The organism is Spartinivicinus poritis, from assembly GCF_028858535.1.
Taxonomy (GTDB): domain Bacteria; phylum Pseudomonadota; class Gammaproteobacteria; order Pseudomonadales; family Zooshikellaceae; genus Spartinivicinus; species Spartinivicinus poritis.
The window spans coordinates 1-22551 of the sequence record NZ_JAPMOU010000032.1; the positions used below are offsets into that span (position 1 = coordinate 1).

24 protein-coding genes are annotated in these 22551 nt (G+C 38.5%); 12 read left to right on the plus strand and 12 right to left on the minus strand.

The genetic code is table 11. The annotated features are described in order from the left end of the window. Positions 1 to 455 precede the first annotated feature (455 nt). The gene (locus tag ORQ98_RS20065; RefSeq protein WP_274690604.1) at positions 456 to 1538 is read left to right on the plus strand and encodes a site-2 protease family protein; all 1083 of its coding nucleotides are present in this window, start codon (positions 456 to 458) and stop codon (positions 1536 to 1538) included. A 58-nt stretch (positions 1539 to 1596) separates the two neighbouring features. After that, the gene (locus ORQ98_RS20070) at positions 1597 to 2367 is read left to right on the plus strand and encodes a substrate-binding periplasmic protein (RefSeq protein WP_274690605.1); all 771 of its coding nucleotides are present in this window, start codon (positions 1597 to 1599) and stop codon (positions 2365 to 2367) included. Positions 2368 to 2511: 144 nt separating this feature from the next. Here the strand turns inward: ORQ98_RS20070 and ORQ98_RS20075 are convergent, their stop codons facing one another. After that, positions 2512 to 2994, minus strand: coding sequence for a hypothetical protein (locus ORQ98_RS20075; protein WP_274690606.1), 483 nt, complete (start codon positions 2992 to 2994; stop codon positions 2512 to 2514). Between the two features lie 485 nt (positions 2995 to 3479). Here ORQ98_RS20075 and dbpA point away from each other — a divergent pair, with 485 nt between their 5' ends. The 5 genes from dbpA to ORQ98_RS20100 all read left to right on the plus strand — a co-directional run bounded on the left by dbpA (position 3480) and on the right by ORQ98_RS20100 (position 8058). Then, the gene (gene dbpA / locus ORQ98_RS20080; protein WP_274690607.1) at positions 3480 to 4868 is read left to right on the plus strand and encodes an ATP-dependent RNA helicase DbpA; all 1389 of its coding nucleotides are present in this window, start codon (positions 3480 to 3482) and stop codon (positions 4866 to 4868) included. A gap of 278 nt (positions 4869 to 5146) precedes the next feature. Further along, positions 5147 to 5950, plus strand: coding sequence for a substrate-binding periplasmic protein (locus tag ORQ98_RS20085; protein ID WP_274690608.1), 804 nt, complete (start codon positions 5147 to 5149; stop codon positions 5948 to 5950). 84 nt (positions 5951 to 6034) lie between these two features. Continuing rightward, complete coding sequence (locus ORQ98_RS20090) at positions 6035 to 6655, plus strand: DUF502 domain-containing protein (protein WP_274690609.1); 621 nt, start codon at positions 6035 to 6037, stop codon at positions 6653 to 6655. Positions 6656 to 7128: 473 nt separating this feature from the next. Further along, positions 7129 to 7509: a hypothetical protein gene (locus ORQ98_RS20095; RefSeq protein WP_274690610.1), complete on the plus strand. Its 381-nt coding sequence runs from the start codon at positions 7129 to 7131 to the stop codon at positions 7507 to 7509. Between the two features lie 135 nt (positions 7510 to 7644). Further along, a complete protein-coding gene (locus ORQ98_RS20100) occupies positions 7645 to 8058 on the plus strand; it encodes a hypothetical protein (protein ID WP_274690611.1) in 414 nt (137 codons plus the stop codon). A gap of 121 nt (positions 8059 to 8179) precedes the next feature. Here the strand turns inward: ORQ98_RS20100 and ORQ98_RS20105 are convergent, their stop codons facing one another. The 4 genes from ORQ98_RS20105 to ORQ98_RS20120 form a co-directional block, all read right to left on the minus strand. Then, on the minus strand, positions 8180 to 8836 hold the full coding sequence (locus tag ORQ98_RS20105) for a DUF4349 domain-containing protein (RefSeq protein WP_274690612.1): 657 nt from the start codon (positions 8834 to 8836) through the stop codon (positions 8180 to 8182). A 42-nt stretch (positions 8837 to 8878) separates the two neighbouring features. After that, positions 8879 to 9319, minus strand: a complete 441-nt coding sequence (locus ORQ98_RS20110; protein WP_274690613.1) for a riboflavin biosynthesis intermediates N-glycosidase — start codon at positions 9317 to 9319, stop codon at positions 8879 to 8881. A 97-nt stretch (positions 9320 to 9416) separates the two neighbouring features. Beyond that, a complete protein-coding gene (locus ORQ98_RS20115) occupies positions 9417 to 9878 on the minus strand; it encodes a GNAT family N-acetyltransferase (protein WP_274690614.1) in 462 nt (153 codons plus the stop codon). A 169-nt stretch (positions 9879 to 10047) separates the two neighbouring features. Beyond that, positions 10048 to 10671 carry a hypothetical protein gene (locus tag ORQ98_RS20120; protein ID WP_274690615.1) on the minus strand — a complete coding sequence of 208 codons (624 nt, stop codon included), beginning with the start codon at positions 10669 to 10671 and terminating at the stop codon, positions 10048 to 10050. Between the two features lie 358 nt (positions 10672 to 11029). Between ORQ98_RS20120 and ORQ98_RS20125 the strand changes: the two genes are divergently transcribed. Further along, positions 11030 to 11806 carry a substrate-binding periplasmic protein gene (locus tag ORQ98_RS20125; RefSeq protein ID WP_274690616.1) on the plus strand — a complete coding sequence of 259 codons (777 nt, stop codon included), beginning with the start codon at positions 11030 to 11032 and terminating at the stop codon, positions 11804 to 11806. 161 nt (positions 11807 to 11967) lie between these two features. On the opposite strand, the gene ORQ98_RS20130 is transcribed toward ORQ98_RS20125, so the two are convergent. The 6 genes from ORQ98_RS20130 to ORQ98_RS20155 all read right to left on the minus strand — a co-directional run bounded on the left by ORQ98_RS20130 (position 11968) and on the right by ORQ98_RS20155 (position 17749). After that, positions 11968 to 12363 carry a hypothetical protein gene (locus tag ORQ98_RS20130; RefSeq protein WP_274690617.1) on the minus strand — a complete coding sequence of 132 codons (396 nt, stop codon included), beginning with the start codon at positions 12361 to 12363 and terminating at the stop codon, positions 11968 to 11970. Between the two features lie 483 nt (positions 12364 to 12846). Continuing rightward, positions 12847 to 13335 carry a hypothetical protein gene (locus ORQ98_RS20135; protein WP_274690618.1) on the minus strand — a complete coding sequence of 163 codons (489 nt, stop codon included), beginning with the start codon at positions 13333 to 13335 and terminating at the stop codon, positions 12847 to 12849. Positions 13336 to 13355: 20 nt separating this feature from the next. Continuing rightward, complete coding sequence (locus ORQ98_RS20140; protein ID WP_274690619.1) at positions 13356 to 13805, minus strand: hypothetical protein; 450 nt, start codon at positions 13803 to 13805, stop codon at positions 13356 to 13358. 12 nt (positions 13806 to 13817) lie between these two features. After that, positions 13818 to 14927 (minus strand): Fic family protein, encoded by a 1110-nt coding sequence (locus ORQ98_RS20145; protein WP_274690620.1) that lies wholly within the window; start codon positions 14925 to 14927, stop codon positions 13818 to 13820. Between the two features lie 207 nt (positions 14928 to 15134). Continuing rightward, positions 15135 to 15521: a Cu(I)-responsive transcriptional regulator gene (cueR, locus tag ORQ98_RS20150; protein WP_274690621.1), complete on the minus strand. Its 387-nt coding sequence runs from the start codon at positions 15519 to 15521 to the stop codon at positions 15135 to 15137. A gap of 26 nt (positions 15522 to 15547) precedes the next feature. Continuing rightward, positions 15548 to 17749 (minus strand): heavy metal translocating P-type ATPase, encoded by a 2202-nt coding sequence (locus ORQ98_RS20155; protein WP_274690622.1) that lies wholly within the window; start codon positions 17747 to 17749, stop codon positions 15548 to 15550. 396 nt (positions 17750 to 18145) lie between these two features. Here ORQ98_RS20155 and argE point away from each other — a divergent pair, with 396 nt between their 5' ends. From argE to ORQ98_RS20175, 4 genes are all read left to right on the plus strand, one after another. Further along, a complete protein-coding gene (gene argE, locus ORQ98_RS20160) occupies positions 18146 to 19291 on the plus strand; it encodes an acetylornithine deacetylase (RefSeq protein ID WP_274690623.1) in 1146 nt (381 codons plus the stop codon). A 15-nt stretch (positions 19292 to 19306) separates the two neighbouring features. After that, positions 19307 to 20620, plus strand: coding sequence for an amino-acid N-acetyltransferase (gene argA / locus ORQ98_RS20165; RefSeq protein WP_274690624.1), 1314 nt, complete (start codon positions 19307 to 19309; stop codon positions 20618 to 20620). Positions 20621 to 20719: 99 nt separating this feature from the next. Then, a complete protein-coding gene (locus ORQ98_RS20170) occupies positions 20720 to 21493 on the plus strand; it encodes a transporter substrate-binding domain-containing protein (RefSeq protein ID WP_274690625.1) in 774 nt (257 codons plus the stop codon). Between the two features lie 184 nt (positions 21494 to 21677). After that, the gene (locus ORQ98_RS20175; protein ID WP_274690626.1) at positions 21678 to 22142 is read left to right on the plus strand and encodes a hypothetical protein; all 465 of its coding nucleotides are present in this window, start codon (positions 21678 to 21680) and stop codon (positions 22140 to 22142) included. A gap of 68 nt (positions 22143 to 22210) precedes the next feature. Here the strand turns inward: ORQ98_RS20175 and ORQ98_RS20180 are convergent, their stop codons facing one another. Next, positions 22211 to 22534 carry an endo alpha-1,4 polygalactosaminidase gene (locus ORQ98_RS20180; RefSeq protein ID WP_274690627.1) on the minus strand — a complete coding sequence of 108 codons (324 nt, stop codon included), beginning with the start codon at positions 22532 to 22534 and terminating at the stop codon, positions 22211 to 22213. Positions 22535 to 22551: the final 17 nt, after the last annotated feature.

The following is a 22551-nucleotide window of genomic DNA, read 5'->3' on the forward strand; positions in this document are numbered from 1 at the left end:
AATAAAAAAGTCGCTCAAGTGTATGAGCAGTTAAGCGACTATGGGGCTATTGCTGCATAAAAGTGTCTACAGTATTGAGTTAACCAAAGGTTTAATAAAATGAAATAACTGGATGCTATACAATCTTACACCAGTTTTATAAAATTATCACATAAAAAAATTGAACGATTTGTTACACACCTAATAGCACCCAATCAAGAGCAGTAAAGGATCATTTGAAAGTGTGTCGTAAAATAACTAAAAATATTTTTTAATCTTCTTTTCTATACTCACCAATTACTTCTATGGCTCCAACAATATTATTATTTAACTCTTCCAGCTCATCAGCAGGTACCCACCACTCTGTATGATGGGATGCACCAACTTGCTCAATTTTGTTAGTCCAAAGACAACCAAACTGGTTGCAACAAATGCATGTATAGTCATAATTCCCTCTTTTACAAAGAGAATCTGATGTGGAAATTTTAAACTTAACGCTGCTCGGCCACCCCTTAAGGCTAGAAGGCACAATGTCTGGCTGGCAACGGTTGTATTGGGATCACCAAATTGTTTCAGAAGTGGCTGCAACAGCTGAAGCAGATGGTGATACTACACATACTTTCGAGTTGCATGGTGAGCAAGGAGTCATCAAGTGCTGCATTTCAGTAAGTATAAACTGGCACCCATTTGCGCTTAGCTATAGCATCACTATTAATGATCAAATAGCTGACGAAGGAAAACGCACTATACAGGATCTAGAGCATTCAGCACCACAGGAAGTCATGCCAATAAAAAAGGAACTTAATCTGGTAGGATTAGCCTCATTAGGCTTTAAGCTCTTCAAAAGTGCCAAAGTAATTAAAGTGGTGTTAGCAGGTGCTAGCGTAGCTGCCTATTCTTGGTTTTTTTCTTTGCAATTTGCACTTGCCTTAATCGCTTGTTTAGTGTTTCACGAATATGGCCATATTAGAGCGATGAAGTATTTTGGCATGAAAACCAAAGGTATATATTTAATCCCTTTTTTTGGTGGGCTGGCTTTAGGTGATGATAAGATAAATACCCGCTGGCAGGATGTTGTTATTTCTATAATGGGGCCAAGCTTTGGTTTATTTCTATCCATAGTGTGTTTGGTTTTATACAAACTAACAGGAGAAATCTTTTTTGCTGGTTTAGCAGGGTTTAATGCACTTTTAAACTTGTTCAATTTATTACCTATACTGCCACTTGATGGTGGTCATATATTAAAAAGCATTAGTTTTTCAATGGACAGCAAAGTGGGCATTGCAGCATGTGCTCTGGGTGCAGGACTGGGTGTATTTTTAAGCTATCAGTTAGGGCTGGCTTTATTAGGCTTTTTACTATTAATTGGTAGTGTTGAAATCTTGGCTGAATGGCGGTTACGGCATGAAAGCAGACTATATCCACTTGATGGCTATGGCCAGCTATTTTCACTGGTTTGGTATTTATTAACGGTAAGCAGCCTAATTAGTATCATTTGGTTCTTATCAGGAACTGGTGATGCCTTGCTTGGCCTACCATTACAGGTGCTACAAAGCTAGCTTTTTATTAGCTAACATTGAAAGAATACTGACTTAAAAACTCAGAGCATTATCACCAATGATAAAGAGGTATTGGCTGCTTATAGTCGCTTTACTCTTATATTGCTTCCAAGCATCGGCAGACAAAATTATTCTTGCCTCCGATTATTGGTGTCCAATTAATTGTGAGCCTAACAGCAACCAAGAAGGCTTCATGATTGATATAGCAAGAAGAGTTTTTACTGAACAGGGGCATCAAATTGAATACCAGCTCATGCCATGGAATAGAACCCTTAGCATGGTTAGATCAGGTAAAATTCATGGTGCAGTTGGTCCTTATATTGACGACTGCCCTGATTTTATTTTCCCAAAAAATGAACTAGCAATGATTGGCTTTTCAGTTTATGTTAAAAAAGACAGCTCTTGGCTTTATAATAATATTTCATCATTAGAAGAAATTCGTTTAGGTGTAGCAGCAAATTATGCTTATGGACAAGAACTCGATCTCTATATAGAAAAACACAAAACTGACAGAAAAAGACTACAAATTAATTATGGAAATTTACCTGTAGAAAGTAATATAAGAATGCTCCTATCTGATAGAGTTGACGCTGTAGTTGCAACCCAACTAGTGTTTCTACATATTGTAAACAAACTAAACGTAAGCAACCAGTTAAAATCGGCAGGAACTATAAATAAGCCAAAGAAAGCTTACATCGCATTTTCGCCTGCTTTGCAATCATCAGATGAGTATGCAAAGATCCTTTCAGATGGGGTAGCAGAGCTAAGAAAGTCTGGAGAACTAACAGAAATATTATCAAAGTATGGGCTGACTGACTGGAAAAAATAACTAGCAAATATAAGGCTCAACTTGATCGCTCCGCTTAGAAATGAGCCCCTTAAACCAATTTCTGAATTACTACAAATCACTACTAATAAATTTCAACTTTAAATTAATTATATACGATCATTAACTGAAAAAATGTCAGCCTGATTACCATAAGTTGTTTTCAACATTCACTATTATAACAGGCTGTTGAGTGGAAAACACATAACCAACATGGCATCCTTTACCAAAGAAGATATTATATACATGTTTGTAGTAAGCCCAAGTACACTCTAGGGGAATGCGCTCATTGGTAACAACTTTTAGCCATGTATTTTTCTTCAGCAAACCAGCTTTTTTGAGATAGCCGCCATTATCCCACATTGACACCATAAGCTCATCACCTAATTTTTCAAACTCAAATCCCAGCTGACGCTGTTGATTATTATTTATTAGCTTCAAACCTGAAACAATAGGATTGCAAAAATTACTATATTCTGAGTATTTAACTTCACTCAAAAAAACACCTCTGACTTCTGGGAACTCCTCCATCAGAAAAGCTTCAGGCACAGAGTTTCTTTGCTTTGCTCTAGGATAACCACGAGATTCTTTTGTCCAATACGTTTCAATATGCTGAATGATTGTATTCATAATGTTCAATTTTTAATAGGCGATTCTATTTCATTATCTTAAATCACCGAAATAACGTTATTTATCCACTTTCGTATTTTTCCGTTGAATGTATCATAACTTTCTATTTTAATGGCACCCTATTTTGGCTGAGTTTGCCTTAAAAATCCAACTATATGAGCCTATCCATTGCGTTCTCAATTGACACCTTCTGTTTTCTTTCAAAAATCAGCTGATAATTTCTACTTATCGATAATTATAAATAAACAAATGACAAGCTGGCTATACATCCACCAAAAAGTAAAAGGTCTATTCAACCCCTGAGTAAGGGCAAGTCCATCGAACGATGAGTCTCACAAGAAGATAAACAAACCTATCTATCGAAACCAACAAATTCTGATACAATACCCCAGCGTTAAAGATACAGACTGAAACTTAGTACTTACCTTCTTGTTGGTTGGCTATCTAAGTACATTGTCAGACAACCAATACTTTTAGGTCCTTGCATGAGCCAAACTGCCTTTTCTAGCCTTAAGCTGAAGCCCGAATTACTTAACAACCTTGCAACGCTTGACTACCAGAAAATGACACCTATTCAAGCACAAAGCTTGCCTTCAGTACTACAAGGAAAAGACGTCATTGCCCAAGGCAAAACAGGTTCAGGGAAAACAGCAGCCTTTGGCTTAGGACTACTTAATAAGCTAGATGTACAGCGCTTTCATGTCCAGTCTTTGGTGCTCTGCCCTACTCGAGAGCTTGCAGACCAAGTAGCAAAAGAAATTCGTAAGTTAGCGCGCGCGATCCACAACATTAAAGTCCTCACCCTCTGTGGTGGCATGCCATTTGGCCCTCAAATTGGCTCATTAGAACATGGAGCCCATATCATTGTAGGCACTCCAGGTAGAGTTGAAGAGCATCTTCGAAAAGGTACACTACAGCTAAACAACTTAACTACTTTGGTGCTTGATGAAGCAGATCGCATGTTAGACATGGGTTTTCAGGCTGCTCTTGATGCCATTATCAGTAAAGTGCCTAGCCGGCGCCAAACTTTATTATTCAGTGCTACTTACCCAGACCAGATTCAATCCATTGCCAATCAAATCATGCAGCAGCCAGTCATGGTACAAGTGGCCGCTACTCATGATAACGCCAGTATCAAGCAATATTTTTATAAACTGGAAAATAATAAACAACGCAGTACTGCCCTCCGTTTGCTTATTCTTAAATATCGCCCAGAGTCTACAGTTGTTTTTTGCAATACCAAACGAGAAGCACAAGAAATTGCTGATGAGCTACGCAGCCATGGTTTTAGTGCCTTAGCACTACATGGCGATTTAGAACAAAAAGCCCGAGATCAAACTTTGGTGAGATTTGCTAATAAAAGTGCATCCATTCTTGTAGCAACCGATGTAGCTGCACGCGGTTTAGATATCGATGCTCTAGATGCGGTCATTAACTATCAGGTTGCCCGTGATAGTGAAGTGCATGTTCACCGTATTGGTCGAACAGGCAGAGCCGGTAGTAAAGGAATTGCTTGCACTTTATATAGTGATAATGAAAGCTATAAAATTGCTAGCCTGGAAGACTACCTAAACCACGTAATTACACCAGAGCCTTTACCCTCTTTTAGCTTATTAGACAAGCCAGGCTATAAGCCACCAATGGCCACCCTGCAAATTGATGGCGGCAAAAAACAAAAGGTAAGGCCTGGTGATATTCTGGGTGCCCTCACAGGAAGCAACGGGATTGCAGGCAAGCAGGTTGGTAAAATTCATATTTTCGATTACTGCGCATATGTAGCTGTCAATCGAGAAGCTTGCAAACCGGCCCTTAAAAAATTAAGTGAAGGAAAATTAAAAGGACGTTCATTTCGGGTTAGGCAGATACGTGGGTAACTTCATATCTGCTACTTAATAACAGAGCCCTATATTGATAACCCTCAAAATTCCTAATTAAACCACTCACCAGTCAACTATAATGATTAAATGGGCTATTTTATTAGCCCTAATTGATACACACCATTAACATAGAAATTATCTATATTCCTTCTTAACTTCTAAGGCTGTGAATGTTTGCCAGCCTCAAGTACGCTAAGAGGAAAACCAGCTAAAATTGAAAGAGACTGAACCATCGAAGGCCTAACCGAAAAAGCACTAGAAGAAGGGCTAAAGCTTTGGAAACAAACATCAACATAAAGAAAGTCTGTAGCTTATCAAGCAAACTAATAATTTCCCTAGTATTAATTTGCTCTAATCTTGCTCATAGTGAAGATGAAAACAAAATTATTATCGCTAATGGAGAGTGGTATCCACTTATATCCAAAAACCTTCAACACTTCGGCGTTCTTTGTCATATTATAAGTGAAGCATTCGCCAAAGAAGGGGTAAAAGTCGTTTATAAATGGGTGCCTTGGAAAAGGGCTTATCAACACACTTTAAACGGTACTTATGATGCAACTGCTGCTTGGGTACCAACACCAGAACGCAAAAAGCTTTTCATATTTAGCGATACAATGTATACCAATCAAAAAGTATTTTTCCATTTAAAAAGCTATAACTTTGACTGGAAAACAATAGCTGATCTTCAAGGGATATCTATTGGAGGGGCAATCGGTTACACCTATGGTATAGAATTTGATAAAGCAGCTAAAGCGGGAACAATTAATATTCAATGGACAAAAACAGACAAGCAAAATTTTAATAAACTACTCGCTAAAAGAATCAAAATTTTTCCTCAAGAAGTAGAAATAGGCTATGGTTATATTAGCGAGTTTCCAACAGAACAAGCAAAGCTGTTAACGCATCATCCCAAACCACTCATGCAGACAACCCATCATTTAATTTTTTCTAAAAAGATCAAGAAAAACACTAAACTAGTTCAATTATTCAATAGCGGCTTAAAAAAACTAAAAGATAGTGGAAAATATAACGACTTTATTACAGCGTCACGTAGCGGAAAGTATATAAAGGACAAATAATTTTCAATACAATAGTTACAAAGCTTTTGTTGTCTACTTATTACTTGTTATAATTAAAACTTTAATTATAAGGTAGCAGCTGCTATGGGAAAACTACGAGCATTTATAAAGCAGTCTTTGATTGGTGGCATTCTAATCCTACTGCCTATTGTGATTTTAGGGGCAGTTTTCCGTTGGGTTTTTTACTTTGTTACAGATCTTATACAACCCATGACGGATTATATGAGCACCAATTATCACTTACCAGAGCTAGTAGCTGATACAGCTGTTATCGCTCTCATTATGTTTGCCTGTTTTGCTATTGGTACTTTAGTTTCGACAGGTGTTGGCAAATGGCTTCATAGCCACTTCGATAAATACCTTGATAAACTAGCCCCTGGCTATCGCATCATTAAAGAAATAGTTAGCCAGATTGTAGGAGATCCTAATTCGTCACCTTTTACCAAGGGGGAAGTGGTAAGAGTACAACTGTTTGGTGATGCCTGTGAAACCACTGTAACAGCCATTGTAACTGCACGACACGAAGATGGTACCGTTACTATCTTTATGCCGACCGGGCCAAACCCAACGTCAGGTAATATCTATCATATACCTGAAAAATTAGTGACTTATTACCCTGATGCCAGTGTTGAAAAAATGATGAAATCAATCATTGCCTGCGGAGCCGGTAGCGACAACTTGTTTACCAGTAATAATAAAACTTAGGTCTTCAGTATTCTGGCTGGTGGTCCTTGTATAAGGCTGGCCCACCAGTTTTACTACCATATTCAAAAATAACTGTCTCATATATTGATTTAAATCTAGGTTTTTAATCTTAGCATTCAACAAACAAACTACGCTGTTTGTACCCATGCCATTGTATGCTCATCAAATAGTTTACTAGCTCCACAGCGAGAAAAATAGTTTCTATGGGTGCCTTCGATTGTAAAAGGACCTGAGAAGATAGAAAGTATTTACTATGATTAATAAGTGTTACCAAGGTTTCATATATACCCAGCTTTATATACTTTAGTTGTATTGTGGCGCCAGAAAAAAAGGTTTAAATTGCAGCCAGTATGACAATTGGCTTATGCCATATTATTGGATCAATAAAGCATCTGCCTATTTTTGAGTTCTCACTGCAAGTGCATTGATTAATAAACAAATCCTCAAGTTTAACTTGAATAATATTAGGAGTTATGATGAAACCTTCAACTTTACTGAAAGGTACGGCTGCTCTTATCTCTTTTATTGCACTATCATTACCTGTTCAGGCGGGTGCAAAATATACAGAGAAAATGGGATTAAATAGTAGCTGGATCTGGGGAAGTTTATCTGACACCCGTAGCTCAAACCATGATAAACAGTTAATTAAAATTACCGACGAGAGCACACATGTTGAAGTGTATGCAATCAACTCTTCAGGCCAAAAGGCTAATTGCGTAACAAGAGATCCAGCAATGATGGCTGCATTAAGAAATGCCAAAACTGATTCTTATATTAAAGTACGTCAGAATAGTCGTTCAGAATGTATTGGTGCTCGTGTTGTCAATTCTTCTGGTATTGCTCCTAAGAGGTAAATAATGCTATACCGCGCCTTTATCTGTTGCTGCTTACTGGGAATACTCGCGCTCCAGGTCTTTCAAATTTCAAGTGAGTATTCATATCATAAAATAGTTCAGCCAATTGAGCCTTCAATAGCAAAGCAGGAAAAGGTGCGGGACTTAAACATTCCAGAAAACCGGCCTATAACTCACACTACAGTTAATGATATTGAAAAGCGCCAGCTATATACAGAAATTCATAGACTTATTCGTCAAGAAATCAAAGAGAATGTCAGTCAACCATTAGCTGAGTTGATTGCTTTACAGAAAATAATAAATGAAAAAGAGCAACCAATATTTTCTGATGAAGAATTTCAAGTTGCTCAATCATCTTTTCAAACAGCAACTGCTCAGCTACAAGCTCATATTGCACAAGGTGATTTAGATGAGTCCGCGGCATATGAATTAATGTCACACTACGACAAAATGACACCAGACCAGAGATATGATTTTTCATTACAATATGCAGATGCTGTTAATAAAGGGCTTGTAAATTTACCAAAGCATATAAAAGAGTATCAATAACAATGTAATCTATTTTCCCTACCCCAGGTAAACCACTAAATATATAAAGCAATTTACCTCCTTATCAGTTTGTTTTTTACCTTACAGATAGATTACTTTGCACCATTCATACTCAAGTACCTTATTTAATTACAAAAAGCTTTCCAATCACCCAAATAAAGCCTTTACCAAGATAACCTAAAGGACCATATATGGTCTCTTGATTTAGAGCTATATCTACCTTTGAGAATACCACTTGATTTTTTAGGGCCTTACGGCGGCCTTCAATTGAGTCGAGCTCTGTTTGGATACGACTCAGCTCTTTTTCGATTTTTAGAATATCACTTACTTCAGTGGCTTTATTCAATAGAGCTCTAAATTTTTTTCTAAGCGCTGACAAATTTGCTATTTTAGCTTCTATATCAATTATCTCTTCTGTTACATCTTCGGAGTGAAATGATTTGGAAGTAACATTACCTAACGAAGAAACCTGATCTACAAACAGTTCTAACTGCCTTTCAGGTACCTTAACAGTCATTGATATGTCTTCTTGATTGTAATCTCGAATATTACCAATATAACCAGATGCCTGTACCACCATTTCCTTCACCTTTTCGGCAGCAGTAGTCGGTTCTTTTACATCTAGTTCAATATCTGCTGACTTAATAATAAACCGATCTGTCTGGCGACTACCACTATCAAAGCTAGATACAGCTGCCCTTTTGTATGCTCCTGTGCTTGCACACCCTGCTAATAGTACAAATAATACAACACTCAATAATGCTCTAAATATAGACATCAATATCTCTCAACCCAAAGATTTTAAATAACTATTAACTGATTATGCTTTCAACCTTTCTCGTGTTTCAACCAAAATTTTACCTAACATGTTTTTACCACTACCATCACCACCATCACCCCAGTATGCATCATTTTCGGTATGCTCAATGATTTGAGCGTTACCAGTCGATAACAACAATGATTTTAGGTCTGCATACTGAGAAAACTTGGCCATTACAGCTTCCCGCATGACATTATCCTTTATCGACTCCCAGTTTCTTCTTAGTTTTTTCTTCCTATCCCGCCCTTTTCGAGCAGCTTCCATAGGCGTTTTGGCTTTTATTACGTCATTTTGGTCAGACGCACTTTCAAACTTCATGGCTTGGAAGTAGTGCTCTGAAGTCGAGTATGTCTTACCTTTAATTTTAATCGGATATCTTGCAAAATTAGAGAACGCACCAAAATCATCATTTACACTATAAAATTTTATTACATCTATCAATTTTTAACTCCAAACAAACATAAAACAACTAAAAATTCATTATTACTGTAGCATTCTAACTTAATCAAGCTAACAAGAATACTGAGGAATAAACTAGCTAAGTAACAGCTCTTATTTGATCAACTCTTTTTTCAAGCATATATTTATGTAGGTTTACTCCGTAACCATTTTTCGTAAAGCTCAAAACTTTAAAACCATACTTTTTATAGAAACCTACTGTATGCTGGGAAGTACAAAGCCTTATAGTTGGGCTTTTATTTTCCTGATATATTTTGGAGAGCCTGTATTCAAGCAGTTTGGTTCCAATACCTTGCCTATGCTTACTTCTATGAACTATCCCCCAATCTAACCAAAAAGCATTTTCGTGGATAACAAATCCTCCAGCACCAACCGTAAGGTTATTTTGCTTCACAATGAAGTAATCTCCATTCAAAGCCTCACCACTCAGAAATTCTGCATATTGTTCAAGCTCACTTTTATCGAAAAATTTATCTGCATTACTAATAAATAAGCCTATGCAATTTTTGAATTCAGAGCTTGTATACTTATAAATATCCATAGTATCTACTGAAGAGTTAGCTATTAATGAACGACTCTATAATACACTATTTCTGCCATGTTTTAACTGAAAATATTTGACAGGTCTACCCCTTATGTAGTGTTTAAAGTTCAGTATAAAGGATTGGGTGGTGTGAGCCACACCTATTATTTTTGATACGTTATAACGACTAGTCCATTCCTACCCAGGTAGAGTCAGGTAACCGCTCATCCATCGAGGCACCTGGTGCACATGCAGTAGAAAAATAAGGGTGTTTCTGGAAATCGCCTTTAAAATAAGTGATGGCATCCTGTTTCGCGATATGGGCAGGAAGACCCAGCAGCATCCCTACACGGAAAAGCCTTTGAATAGCCTGACACTCAGTACGTTGTTCATTACGCTCACCGCGTATATGCATGACCTCATGAACATAAACAATTACACTATACTTTTCCCTTTTGGTTACATTATGAGGATCATCAAGATAGTCCATTAATTGGGCACATAGAGGGTATTGGAGTACAATACGCCCCGTTTCAATAGTTGCATGACCAGCCACTGTAGCAGCATTATCAAAAATAGCATCAACTGGAGTATTACAATGCACCTCTACATCGCTCCGGTTAGCTATCTGGCTGGCCAGATTTGTTAAAAAGCTTTCAAACCGCCAATAGCGAATGGGTGACCAAGCAAATAACATAGCCAACATTACCAAAACAACAATATATCCCCGATCAAAATTAGTAAAGGCTTTCTCTTTTCTAAATTCACGGAAAACTAACCAACAACAAAACAATGAAATTAAAACTAGCATGGCTGTGCATAAAAATTGAACATGATAGATCCTTCATTTTACTAATAGTTACTAATCTGTAGCGCTTTATGAATATAAAGCATACATTATCAGCTACACTGACAGATGCTGCCCCTACCTCTGCTTTATTGCTAGATATGATAATAATACTCAAGTTTTGCATGGTTAAGTATTAGATCTATCCACCTCCCAACTTATAACCAGTATAAGTGTCATTTTAAACGAGGACTGCTAGGCTAGGCTGCCTTAATCAATCACATGCAAATAAGGTGACACAGCTTATTAGGTGACTAAATTTTCCTGATATTTCTTCTTCAGCTATTCTTGATACAAATAAGAACCAAACCGAACACTGCTCATGAGAGAATTGTGTATAAGATTAGTAATTACCCTGATATTACTCAACAACTTATCAATAGCTCATTCGAAGGAAACAATCGATGTTGCAACTAGTGCTTATGAGCCTTATGTGATTGAGGATAGTCAAACAGCAAGGGGGATATTTCCTGATATTGTCAGCACTATTTTTAGCCAACAGGGAGTTAAAGTTAAATTTCATTTCCATTCTTGGACACGCGGTGAAGCCTTAGTAAATAATGGGCTGGTTTTTGCTACTTTCCCTTACATTATTAATACTCAGCGCGCCAAATCATTTAATTTTTCAGACCCTGTCATCTATTTCTTTCCAAAATTTTTCTACCTTAAAGAGAACTTTCCAGAGGGCTTTTCGTGGCACAGTTTAAAAGACTTTAAACCCTATATTATTGGCGGCGTATTTGGTTACTGGTACGAGTCTGCATTTAGAGAACAGGCAATTGAGGTTCACTATGTTACTACAGATACACAAAATATTTATAAGTTAATGCATGGCCGCATCGACTTTACACTAATTGATGAGTTGGTTGGCTGGAAGCTTATAGAAAACATCTATCCGCAGCAGAGACGAGCATTTGCCGTAACCAAAAAACCAGAAAGCAGCAGTACTTTTCATTTAATGATTTCACGGCATTACCCACATTCGAGCAAGCTAACTAAGCAATTTAATAAAGGGCTCAAACACATAAAAGCTAATGGCACTTACCAGCGAATTTTTCGACGCTATGGGGTACCAATGGAGTATGCCACTTCTTGGTAAGAATACCTGTCCCTATATTAACTCCAACAGACTTAAAGCTTGTAATAGAAAATTCAAATGGAAAAGCTATTGACTCATTTAGTTACAGAATTATGTAGGAGAGTTTAAACAAGCTAGCGAAATTGGCAGCAATCGCTAGCTTGTTTCAGGCGAATAAGTATTTAGCCTTTATTTTTATAAACGGTAATATTTACATATAAATCGTTAAAGTCTTTGTCTCCAGCTTGAGCTCCGCCATCATTTGTTGCAAAGCTATAGGTATGGACATAAGGAGCACCCTGATAAACACAGGCAGACTCGCAAGGCAAAATTCCAGCGTTAGGAGTTAATTCGACTGTATATGTACCATTACCGTCAGATAAAAATGAGCCTTCACCAATACGTGTTAGCTCACCCCCACTACTGCTTTTTCCTTGAGCTTGAAACACCACTTTTCCACTAGAGTTTTTAATAACAACTGTCTGGTTACCACTTGATTGAGCATAGGCAGCTACGTTAACTAATTTGTCATTAGGGTCAATATTAATTAGTTGAGAACCTGTTACTGGATTAGGCATGTGACACTCCTTGTGCAATTAATGAATATATCTTAGTAAGCCTTGAGCTTCAGTCAGAGTATAGACGTATAAACACCAACTTAGCATATTAGATAAAGTATTATGAAAGAAACCCTCTAATACTCACATGATATGATTACTTTAATCCCTTAACCACTACACCCTGCTGGAGCTTCTTGTATATTATCACTAACTTTCAAGAATTCCAGGCAGCTTACCCTGCTATTTCTCTGTGCGCGGGTTCAGTAGATACCAGCTTATGCTTCTGACTTAGCATTGGTAGATTGCTTGTAGTTTCAGCTGGAGAGGTTGATTATAGATTAAGGCAGGCATAGCGACCTGCAAGGTAATAAGAAAGCAGGCCGCTAGCGTTCTAGAGCCTTTGCGCTCTAGTACTATAAGTATAGTCTCTGGACAATTAGGCCACTATAACTCTTTGTTTTTAAGTTATTTAGTTTAAAGCACCTCTAGATTAGAGGTGCCCTAAAGACAGCAGAAGGCGCTAAGCTCTTCTTTATTTTTTCTATAAGCCGCAAAGATAAGATGCTCATGATCAAATCGGTTCATAAACCTCTCGGCTCTTTCAATAGGATTATGTAAGTATTGATCTGGCCCCAACATCTTTCGCTGATTTAAACTCTCTGTATCAAGCAGTGGATAATCTACCTTCTCTATACTTGCATCCCAACCCGGATACCGATCAGACCAACCTTTCCAAAAATGTTTAATAAGTTGGCTGTTTAATGAATAACCATGAAAATCAAATGCAACTATCCCATTGGTTATAAAAATATGATTTCCATAAAACCCTGTTTTAGGCTCTATCCTCAAAGCATAAAATCCTTTATCTGGGAATTTTTTTAGATATACACCAGCTAAAATATGGCATGCCCCAAAGCCAAAAAATATTCGATCAGGCAGGTTCCATCTTTTTACCGGATGTTTTTTTATCCCAGACTTTAGAAAATACAATGATATCCCCCTCTAATCAATTAAAGCTGCAATTCTGTCATAATAGTACTCAACCAGTTATTATCATCTGGCCTTACTAGTATACAGTGGGAGCCTTGTTGTTGACACTCAATAAGTACACCAGGCGAGTCATCAACTAAAACATCTATACCAAACAGCTTAGGTGCTTTTGATAAGCGCGAGTATTGTGTTCCACGCACTTTTTCAGCATGTGTTTGAGCATTTATAAAACCAAATAACTTTACACCGAAAGAGTTAAACCAGCATCTCACGTAGGTACTGGAACGCAATGAAGTGGTATACACCCAAATTTCATGCACATTAGCAAGCTGTTGAAGCAAGCCAACTGCCCCTACTCTAATTTCTTCTTTAAAAATCAAACTATATGGGAATGATACTGTTTTGGAGCCAACACTAAACTTTCTAGTAGTTGGTATTAATGTGTCGTCTAAGTCGAAGGCAATTTTCATTTATTTTTGAGCTTATACTCTTACAAGTTGCATAAGTGGCTCAAATGAATACAACGCAGGTCTTCTTCCTGATGCTTCTTCTATTGTAGTAATCAATTGCTTTTCCAGCAGTATTCTTGTAAACCTGGCAGCACTTGCAGCAGGTATACCACTATGGGTTGTGAATCTATTATTTCTAAAAACTGGGTTTGCAAAAATGAAGTCCAGAGTATTAACACTCCATTTGGACGAAAGCACTTCTGCAAAAGTGACTTTCATATTTTCATACAAGCTTTGAATGTTTTCAGCAATAGTAAGATTCCTAATAGCCTGTTGTTCTATAGCCTCAAGAAAAAAACTACACCAACTCTCCCAGTCGCCATTCTTTGATACGTTCCTCATAGTATCTATATATAAATCTTTATTTTCCTCTAGATAGCCACTTATATAAAAATGAGGAGCAGATATAGTGCCAGATGTCCATAGCATTAAAGTAATTAACATACGACCAATACGACCATTGCCATCTTTAAATGGGTGTAATGCCTCAAATTCAATATGAGTCATAGCTGTTTTAATTAGTATTGGATGCGTATTATGCTCTATATATTCAAAGAGTTGATCCAGCCCATCTTGTAGTTTTTCTGGACTTATTGGAACAAATAATATATTTCCCTTAAACTTATCCGCTAAATAGTTTTGTTCACTTTTAAATTCTCCAGGTGATTTTGTAGCACCTCTACCCAAAGATAATAATCTCTGATGAATTCCTTTTATAAGTGACTGGGATAAAGGATAACCATCCTCCATCGCCTGCTGGGCTGCTCTCAATGCTCGTTGATAGAGAATAGTTTCTATGACTTCTGATCTAACATGAGTGCTTTTTTCTGGGTTACTCTCAAAGTCTGCTTCATACTTGAGAATTTCATCCATAGTACTGACTGTACCCTCCATCCTTGAAGATATAACTGCTTCTTGGTTTCTTAGTGGAGTTAGTAGTATTTCACTATTGTGCATATTTTTTAACATCTGATCATAGCGTGCTACAGCATCAGTTGCTTTGGCTAAGGAATCGACAAAGTTTTCATAAGCAAGTTTATTAGGTGGAAATTTCCCATAGTGATAATGAACCGCATTATCCAAGTTTATTTGCATATCAATATAGCCAATACTTTGTCATTAAAATAATCAGATATTTTAATGACAAAGCAGTTAGATATCAAGATTATCTATTTTTTGATACACAAAACCATTAGACACTAACAGATGAAGGTCAAAACACTTTGATTCTCATATTTTTGGTTTTTTGATAAACAAAGAGTCACCTGCTTATAGTAAAAGCAGCCCCCACTACTCCACCAACCGATTAATAATCCCACACTCTGGCTGATCATCACCCGCGCAGCTGTCTAGCATTTGTTCTAATGAGTCTGCCAGTTGTTCAAGCTCATTAATCTTGGTTCTGACTTGCTCTAGCCTAACAGCTACTTTTGCTTTTACATCACGACTTTGCCTGTCTGATTTTTTATATAAAGAAAGCAGGTCTTCACACTCACTTAATGAAAAGCCGAATCCCCGCAACTGATGGATAAGTTTCAGGCTGCTGATGTCTTCTTCGCTGTATGACCGATAGCCATTACTTAAACGACGAGCTGGTTTAATCAGCCCAATACTTTCATAGTAACGAATGGTTTTTGCTGTTAAGCCTGATGCTTTGGCTGCTTCGCTGATATTCATGCGTTTAAAAACCTGCTTTTTCATTATTACTTTACGGGTGTCCAACGCTGTAAGAACAACGAGTTAGTTACAACAAACAAACTACTGAACGCCATTGCTGCTCCAGCAATAGCAGGGTTTAAATAACCTAGCGCAGCCACGGGAATTGCTAAGCAGTTAAAGAAAAAAGCCCAAAATAAATTCTGGCGTATTTTCCAATAGGTTTTGCGGGCAATTTCCAGCGTAGCGGGGACCAATATTGGGTCAGGCCTTAGTAAGGTAACTGCGGCTGTTTCTTTGGCTACATCAGTGCCACTTCCCATGGCTATACCAATATCAGCTGCTGCCAGCGCCGGCGCATCATTCACGCCATCACCAACCATTGCCACACAGTTTCCTGCATTTTTTAGGCTTGTTATTCGCAGGGCCTTTTGCTCGGGCGATACGCCTGCCTGCCATTGATTAATCGTTAATTCAGTAGCAACACTAGTAACTACTTGCTTTCTATCTCCACTCAACAACTCAGGCTGGCACTCAAGCTGATGTAATTTAGCTATTGCTGCAAAAGCATTGGTTTGTATTGGATCTGACAACAGATAGGCTCCTGCTACTAGCCCATCAATTGCCACATAAGCTACCGAAGCAATTTCTTTATTTACCAGGTCTTCTAGTTGCTTAGGACATGAAAGGCTAAAGCGTGTTAATAGCTTACTGTTCCCAACCACAACTTGCTTGCCACTCACCGTTGCTGCAATGCCTTCTCCTGGGTAGTTACTTAATTGGTCAACAGGCTCAATGGTGAGTTTATTCGTTTTAGCATATTCAACTGTCGTCTTAGCTAGTAAATGCTCGCTAGCTTGCTGAGCACTTGCAGCAAAAGACATTAACTGTTGTTCGTTAATAGCAACCTCACAATAGGAGTAAATAATTACTTTTGTTACTGTTGGCTTGCCTTTAGTTAACGTACCTGTTTTATCAAACACCACTTTATTCACCTGACGACTCTGCTCCAGTACGCCAATGTCTTTAATTAATATTCCCGCCTTGGCAGCAGCACCAGTGCCCGACATAATCGCAACTGGTGTGGCAAGCCCCAGTGCACAAGGACAAGCAATTACCAGCACAGCAACCAGTGCTAAAATAGCCTGATTAACATCTCCCGCTCCAAGCCACCAGCCTAACCCTGCCAACAAAGCTATGACACAAACCACTGGCACAAAATACTGACTGACTTTATCTACCAATCGTTGTACAGGAGCTTTATTCGACTGGACCTGCTCAATCCAACTAATAATCTTTGCTAGGGTGGTGTCATCTCCTACTCGGGTTGCTCGCATGGTTAGTGCCTGGCCACCATTAATACTGCCTGCCACCAACGTATCATCTGGCTGCTTTAAAACAGGCACGCTTTCACCTGTTACAACCGACTCATCCAGTTCACTGACTCCCGTAACCACCTCCCCATCAACAGGCACCTTTTCTCCTGGCTTCACCAGTAATAAGTCATCAACTCTTACACTGATTAAAGGTGCTACAGCTATCTGTTGGTTAGCATCCAGTTTATTAACAGTATCTGGTTGCAACTCCATTAGCCGAGTTAGAGCTGAGGCGGTTTTTTGGGTGGCCCTGCTTTCCAACCAGTTACCTAATAAAACAAAGCTAATAACTAATGCAGCCCCTTCAAAATACACAGGTTGATTTAACCCAATTAGCAGCACAACCAGGCTATAGCTGTAAGCAGTTACAGTACCTAAGCTGATTAGCACATCCATATTGGCATAGCCTGCTTTAATCGCCTTTATTGCTCCCAAATAAAACTGACGACCAAACCACCACTGGACAGGAGTAGCCAACAACCACTGCCACCACTCTGAAAGTAACGGTTGATCCAGCAGCAACATGGATAGCATGTTAATTAACAGAGGCAGTGCCAAAACCCAACTGCCGAGTAGGTTGATTCTCTGTTGGTACTCTTTGTTTTGAGCCAGCTGTTGTTGTTCCCGATGACGCTGCCGAGCATTATCTAAATCTGACAATATTGCTTGATAGCCTAGCGTTTTCACCTTATCGACCACTAAAGCTATTGCTTCTTCTGAAGCAGCGACTGATAACAGCCCACTGGCAAAGTTAACCACTGCATGATCAACTTGCGGCAATTGTTGTATTTCACGCTGAACTTTATTTGCACATCCCTGACAGCGCATGCCAACAACTGCAATTTGGTATTCATTAAGTGCAGCTTCAGTCATATCTATATCCCTCTAGTGATGCCTACTATCACTACAGCCTGTTTAATCAGAGTACAACTAACTATAAAGGTTCTAGTTACTAGAATGTAAAGAGCTTTACATAGGCCCACTATGCCTTCGTGTTTTCGCCTTGTCAGACAGGCGCTTTGGACCAAAACTTTTTCAAGTTATTTCTCGAATGTTCCTAAGCAGAAATAAAAACGGTAATGTCAGAATCTATAAACAACTGAAAGTAGCTATGTAATGCTTTACAAATATCGTTAATACCACCGCCAATGTCTCTTGAAGAGGGTATCCTAGAAACCATTCGTGAAGGGTATAGCTACTTAATTAGAGGCCTGCCGACTATATTAGTGTTAACCACAGGCCCTAAAACAATAAAAAGGATAAAACCAGGTGTCTAAACTTCAACTTGCAACTATGTTAACCAACCTGATAGAAATCCCTTCTATCAGCTGCACTAACCCAAAACTTGACCAAAGCAACCGCCCTGTTATCGATTTACTGGCCAACTGGTTAAGTGAGCTTGGCTTTAGCATTGAAATTATCCCCTTACCTGATCAGCCTCAAAAGGCAAATTTAATTGCAACGTTGGGGAGTGGCCCCGGAGGTTTAGTACTGGCAGGCCATACCGATACTGTCCCTTATGATCAACAGCGCTGGCAATATGACCCATTCAAGTTAACGGAAGCAGGTAATAAATGGTATGGCCTTGGTGTTTGCGATATGAAAGGTTTTTTTGCCTTAGCCATTGAGGCCATTAAGTCCTTTTTAGATAAACCACTAAAACAGCCACTGATTATTCTTGCCACCGCCGATGAAGAGTCTTCAATGGATGGCGCTCGTGCATTAGCTAAAGCAGGTAAACCTAAAGCCCGCTATGCAGTTATTGGTGAGCCAACTGGTTTAAAGCCCATTTATATGCATAAAGGCATCATGATGGAGAGAGTGCATATTAAAGGCCAGGCGGGACACTCCAGCAATCCTGCCTTGGGTATAAATGCAATTGAAGTAATGCATCAAGTCATTGATACCATTTTAAGTTTTCGTACCGAGCTTGCTACACGCTATAACAATCCGCTTTTTGAAGTGCCAGCACCTACTTTAAACTTAGGCTGTATTCATGGTGGGGATAACCCTAACCGAATATGCGGCGAATGTAGTTTAGAGTACGATTTGCGCCCGCTACCAGGCCTTTACTGTGATGAACTAAGAGAAATGCTGCAAGCACGGATTTCACCTATCAGCCATGATTACCAAGTACCTATCAGTGTTGAAGCGATTTTCCCTGGCGTGGAGGCGTTTGCTACAGATAAAAACAGTACTTTAATAAAAACAGTTGAAACATTAACCGGGCATCATGCAGAATCAGTTGCTTTCGCCACAGAAGCCCCTTTCTTACAAGAGCTGGGGATGGAAACAGTAGTACTTGGCCCAGGTAATATTGATCAAGCCCACCAGCCTGATGAATATCTATCAATGGATACGGTAAAACCAACAGTTAGTTTGCTTCAACAGTTAATTAGTGAATTTTGTTGCTAGTGTAGATGTAATGCCATGGTTGATTTTTCTTCCCCTGAATATGTAAGTTTTTTTCGCCACTCATCACCCTATATTAACGCTCACCGAGGCCGTACGTTTGTACTAATGATTGGTGGCGAAGCCATTGCCGATAATAACTTTGGCAACATCATCCATGACATTGCACTTTTAAATAGCTTAGGAGTTCGCCTGGTTGTCGTTTTTGGTGCCAGACCTCAAATTGATCAATACCTTAAAGAGCGACAAGTGGCGTGTAAATTTCACCAGCATCAGCGTATAACTGACAAAGAAGTACTTGAAAGTGTTAAAGATGCGGTAGGTAATCTACGCATTAAAATAGAATCCATGCTTTCGATGGGGTTAGCCAACTCCCCGATGCATAATGCAAGAATCCGAGTCATAGGCGGCAATTTCGTTACAGCCAAGCCTATTGGAGTAGTAGATGGCGTAGACTTTTTGCATTCTGGCGATGTACGCCGTATCGACCGTAAGGCTATTTTCCAACAGCTGGATGATGGTTATGTAGTGCTACTATCTTGCCTTGGCTCCTCACCAACAGGTCAAGTATTTAATCTAGCAACTGAAGATGTGGCTACTCAAACAGCCATTACACTGGGTGCAGAAAAATTGATTATTTTTGGTTCGAAGTCTGGCATCCAGGATAATAATAATCAGCTAATCAGAACCATGAAACCTGCAGAAGCCCTGCGGATTTTAAAGCAGACAAAATCTCTCGAAGCCAAACGATTATTATCTGCCGCCTTAACTGCATGTGAAGGGGGTACCGACCGAGCACATATTATCAGCCACCAGCAAGATGGCGCATTATTACAAGAACTTTTTACCCGCGATGGCTCCGGAACCCTGATTACTCATGATGGCTATGAAGAAATTCGTCAAGGCAACATTGAAGACGTTGGCGGTATTTTAAAATTAATTCAACCTTTAGAAAAACAAGGCGTTTTAGTTCGTCGCTCAAGAAAGCAAATTGAACAGGAAATTAATTTATTCACCATCATCGAGCGCGACGGCACAATTATTGGCTGCGCTGCATTTCATCCTTATTCTGATAGCGACAGTGCAGAACTTGCTTGTGTGGCCGTCCATCAAGACTATCAAGGCAGCGAGCGTGGCAACTTGTTGCTTCAACACAATGAAGAAGCAGCCAGAAAACAAGGGATCAAAGCGCTTTTTGTGCTGACCACCAAAACTGCCCACTGGTTTTTAGAGAGAGGCTTTGAAGAAACCACCCTTGATGCATTGCCTAATGCAAAAAAAAGTACCTATAATCCTAAGCGAGGCTCAAAAGTTTTTGTTAAGAAATTATAGTTAAGCGTATAATCTATAGTCAAAGCAAATGGTTTTTAAGGGCTAGCTTATTACTGTAAAGCAAGCCCTCAAAAAGCCTTTCGCAAAGAGTATAGTGGAATGAGTACATCCCCACTAAAATACAAACTGGCTTATTTAGGATGTCTTTGCATAACTCTGGCACCTTTCTCAGCTTGGGCTCAGAGCCTTAAAGTTGGTTATTTTAATTTAATTCCTCATATAGAAGAAGGAGAAAATAATACTCCCCCTAAAGGGCCTGCTATCAGCTATCTCAAAAAAGTAATGGAAAAATCCGGAGTAACAGAGCTTCAAATTCCACCAAAACCCTATCCATTATCTCGTTTATTGCAAGCACTCGAATTGGGGAAAATAGACTTAGCTGTTGCATTAGGTAAAAGTCCACAAAGAGCAAAAAAATTTACCTACCCCTCGAAGCCTTTTCTGAAGATGCAGCCATCCTTTATGCTCTTAAAAAAATCACCCCTGGACTCTCTACAGTCTATTAATGACATATTACTGATGGATATTGGTATATATGAAAAAGGGTTTTTATCGCCATTAATGAGGGACAAACGTTTAAAAACAAAACCTCTCAGCGGCAATAATATAATTTTTCGAAATTACAAAATAATGCTAAGGGAAAGGCTTGACGCGGTTTATTCACCTGACAGCTACGAACTAATCTACACAGCAAAGATCAACGGCTTTTATAACAACATTAAAGTTGTATCTTTACCTGAACCCAAAGTAGGGTTATACACAGTTTTTTCAAAAAAAACGGCTATCAAATATGCAAAAAACTATGAGAATGCACTAAGCAACTTAGAATCATATGAATCCTATTTAATTAAGTTTATTGACAACAAGTTTTAAGCAACCGCTTATTATTAAATATCAGCTTTTATTTATCAGTAACCATTTATTAACTTAGCATGTTAGTGCATGATTCCTCAGCACATACAACAATAGACTTTTTATTTGATTTTCAAGTCAATATGAATTACCGTCTTGACTCACCATTCAATAAAACTAATTAAAAATTAGTGAGGGATTACCCATGCCATTTAAAAAAGCTCGCCTATTATTATCTGCCCTTTGTTTAGCAACGGCTAGTAGTGCAACCTTTTCAAATGAATTAATCACTGAAGTAAATGTTGACGAACGCATGTATCCAAATGCGAGTGCTCATTTCAGTAAAACAGTTGATCTTGGTAATGAGCAATTAGTTTCCTCTGTTGGTTTTTTAACAGATTGGTGGCAAAAGCGCCCAACAGAAATCCGTGTTTATGAGGCAAACAATGGCGAAAAAGGTCGACTGATTGGTTACAAACAGTTTTTCACCTATCTTGATAAAGTTTGTGGAAGTAATTTTGCCTCAAAATGTAAACATCCACAAAATCCTGTGGCTCGCTTAACAGTACCTGTATATAGCACTGTTTCATCAATTGTTGTTGAAGCTGACGGTTTATTAAGCAAGCCGAATGAGTTTGCTATATTAAAATCAATTCAAGTTTATCATTAAGTAATTAAACAGTTAGTGTATACTTTTTTTAGAAAAACAATTCTTATTAGTATGCACTAACAAATAGTTTATCTTGCCTGATTAAATACAGCTTTGCCCGCCTTTAAGAAAGTAGACTCATACCGTATACACTCATTACTATAAGCAAAACATTGCTCGTTAACTGCAAAATCAAAGTAATCAACTAGCTCTTTAAGCTGCTGAATATCATTTTTTAAACCAATGGCTAAATTAAATTGATGCGCTGTATTTGCTAGCCACTTATTGTAATTAAGCTGGTCTTTATAGGTGACGTAGCTGTGGGTTTCTTCAGTATTTTCAAATGCATCAACATTATCCACTTCAACTGCATCACAGCCTGATTCACTGGCAAATGCCATACGGTCTTTCATAATAGGTTTAATAATGT

What these genes read in the sequence shown, in the direction of transcription:
- ORQ98_RS20070 (WP_274690605.1), top strand. Translation starts at nt 1,597, where the DNA reads ATGATAAAGAGGTATTGGCTGCTTATAGTCGCTTTACTCTTATATTGC.
- ORQ98_RS20075 (WP_274690606.1), bottom strand. Translation starts at nt 2,994, where the DNA reads ATGAATACAATCATTCAGCATATTGAAACGTATTGGACAAAAGAATCT.
- dbpA (WP_274690607.1), top strand. Translation starts at nt 3,480, where the DNA reads ATGAGCCAAACTGCCTTTTCTAGCCTTAAGCTGAAGCCCGAATTACTT.
- ORQ98_RS20090 (WP_274690609.1), top strand. Translation starts at nt 6,035, where the DNA reads ATGGGAAAACTACGAGCATTTATAAAGCAGTCTTTGATTGGTGGCATT.
- ORQ98_RS20095 (WP_274690610.1), top strand. Translation starts at nt 7,129, where the DNA reads ATGATGAAACCTTCAACTTTACTGAAAGGTACGGCTGCTCTTATCTCT.
- ORQ98_RS20105 (WP_274690612.1), bottom strand. Translation starts at nt 8,836, where the DNA reads ATGTCTATATTTAGAGCATTATTGAGTGTTGTATTATTTGTACTATTA.
- ORQ98_RS20115 (WP_274690614.1), bottom strand. Translation starts at nt 9,878, where the DNA reads ATGGATATTTATAAGTATACAAGCTCTGAATTCAAAAATTGCATAGGC.
- ORQ98_RS20120 (WP_274690615.1), bottom strand. Translation starts at nt 10,671, where the DNA reads ATGCTAGTTTTAATTTCATTGTTTTGTTGTTGGTTAGTTTTCCGTGAA.
- ORQ98_RS20125 (WP_274690616.1), top strand. Translation starts at nt 11,030, where the DNA reads ATGAGAGAATTGTGTATAAGATTAGTAATTACCCTGATATTACTCAAC.
- ORQ98_RS20130 (WP_274690617.1), bottom strand. Translation starts at nt 12,363, where the DNA reads ATGCCTAATCCAGTAACAGGTTCTCAACTAATTAATATTGACCCTAAT.
- ORQ98_RS20140 (WP_274690619.1), bottom strand. Translation starts at nt 13,805, where the DNA reads ATGAAAATTGCCTTCGACTTAGACGACACATTAATACCAACTACTAGA.
- cueR (WP_274690621.1), bottom strand. Translation starts at nt 15,521, where the DNA reads ATGAATATCAGCGAAGCAGCCAAAGCATCAGGCTTAACAGCAAAAACC.
- ORQ98_RS20155 (WP_274690622.1), bottom strand. Translation starts at nt 17,749, where the DNA reads ATGACTGAAGCTGCACTTAATGAATACCAAATTGCAGTTGTTGGCATG.
- argA (WP_274690624.1), top strand. Translation starts at nt 19,307, where the DNA reads ATGGTTGATTTTTCTTCCCCTGAATATGTAAGTTTTTTTCGCCACTCA.
- ORQ98_RS20170 (WP_274690625.1), top strand. Translation starts at nt 20,720, where the DNA reads ATGAGTACATCCCCACTAAAATACAAACTGGCTTATTTAGGATGTCTT.
- ORQ98_RS20175 (WP_274690626.1), top strand. Translation starts at nt 21,678, where the DNA reads ATGCCATTTAAAAAAGCTCGCCTATTATTATCTGCCCTTTGTTTAGCA.
- ORQ98_RS20180 (WP_274690627.1), bottom strand. Translation starts at nt 22,534, where the DNA reads ATGAAAGACCGTATGGCATTTGCCAGTGAATCAGGCTGTGATGCAGTT.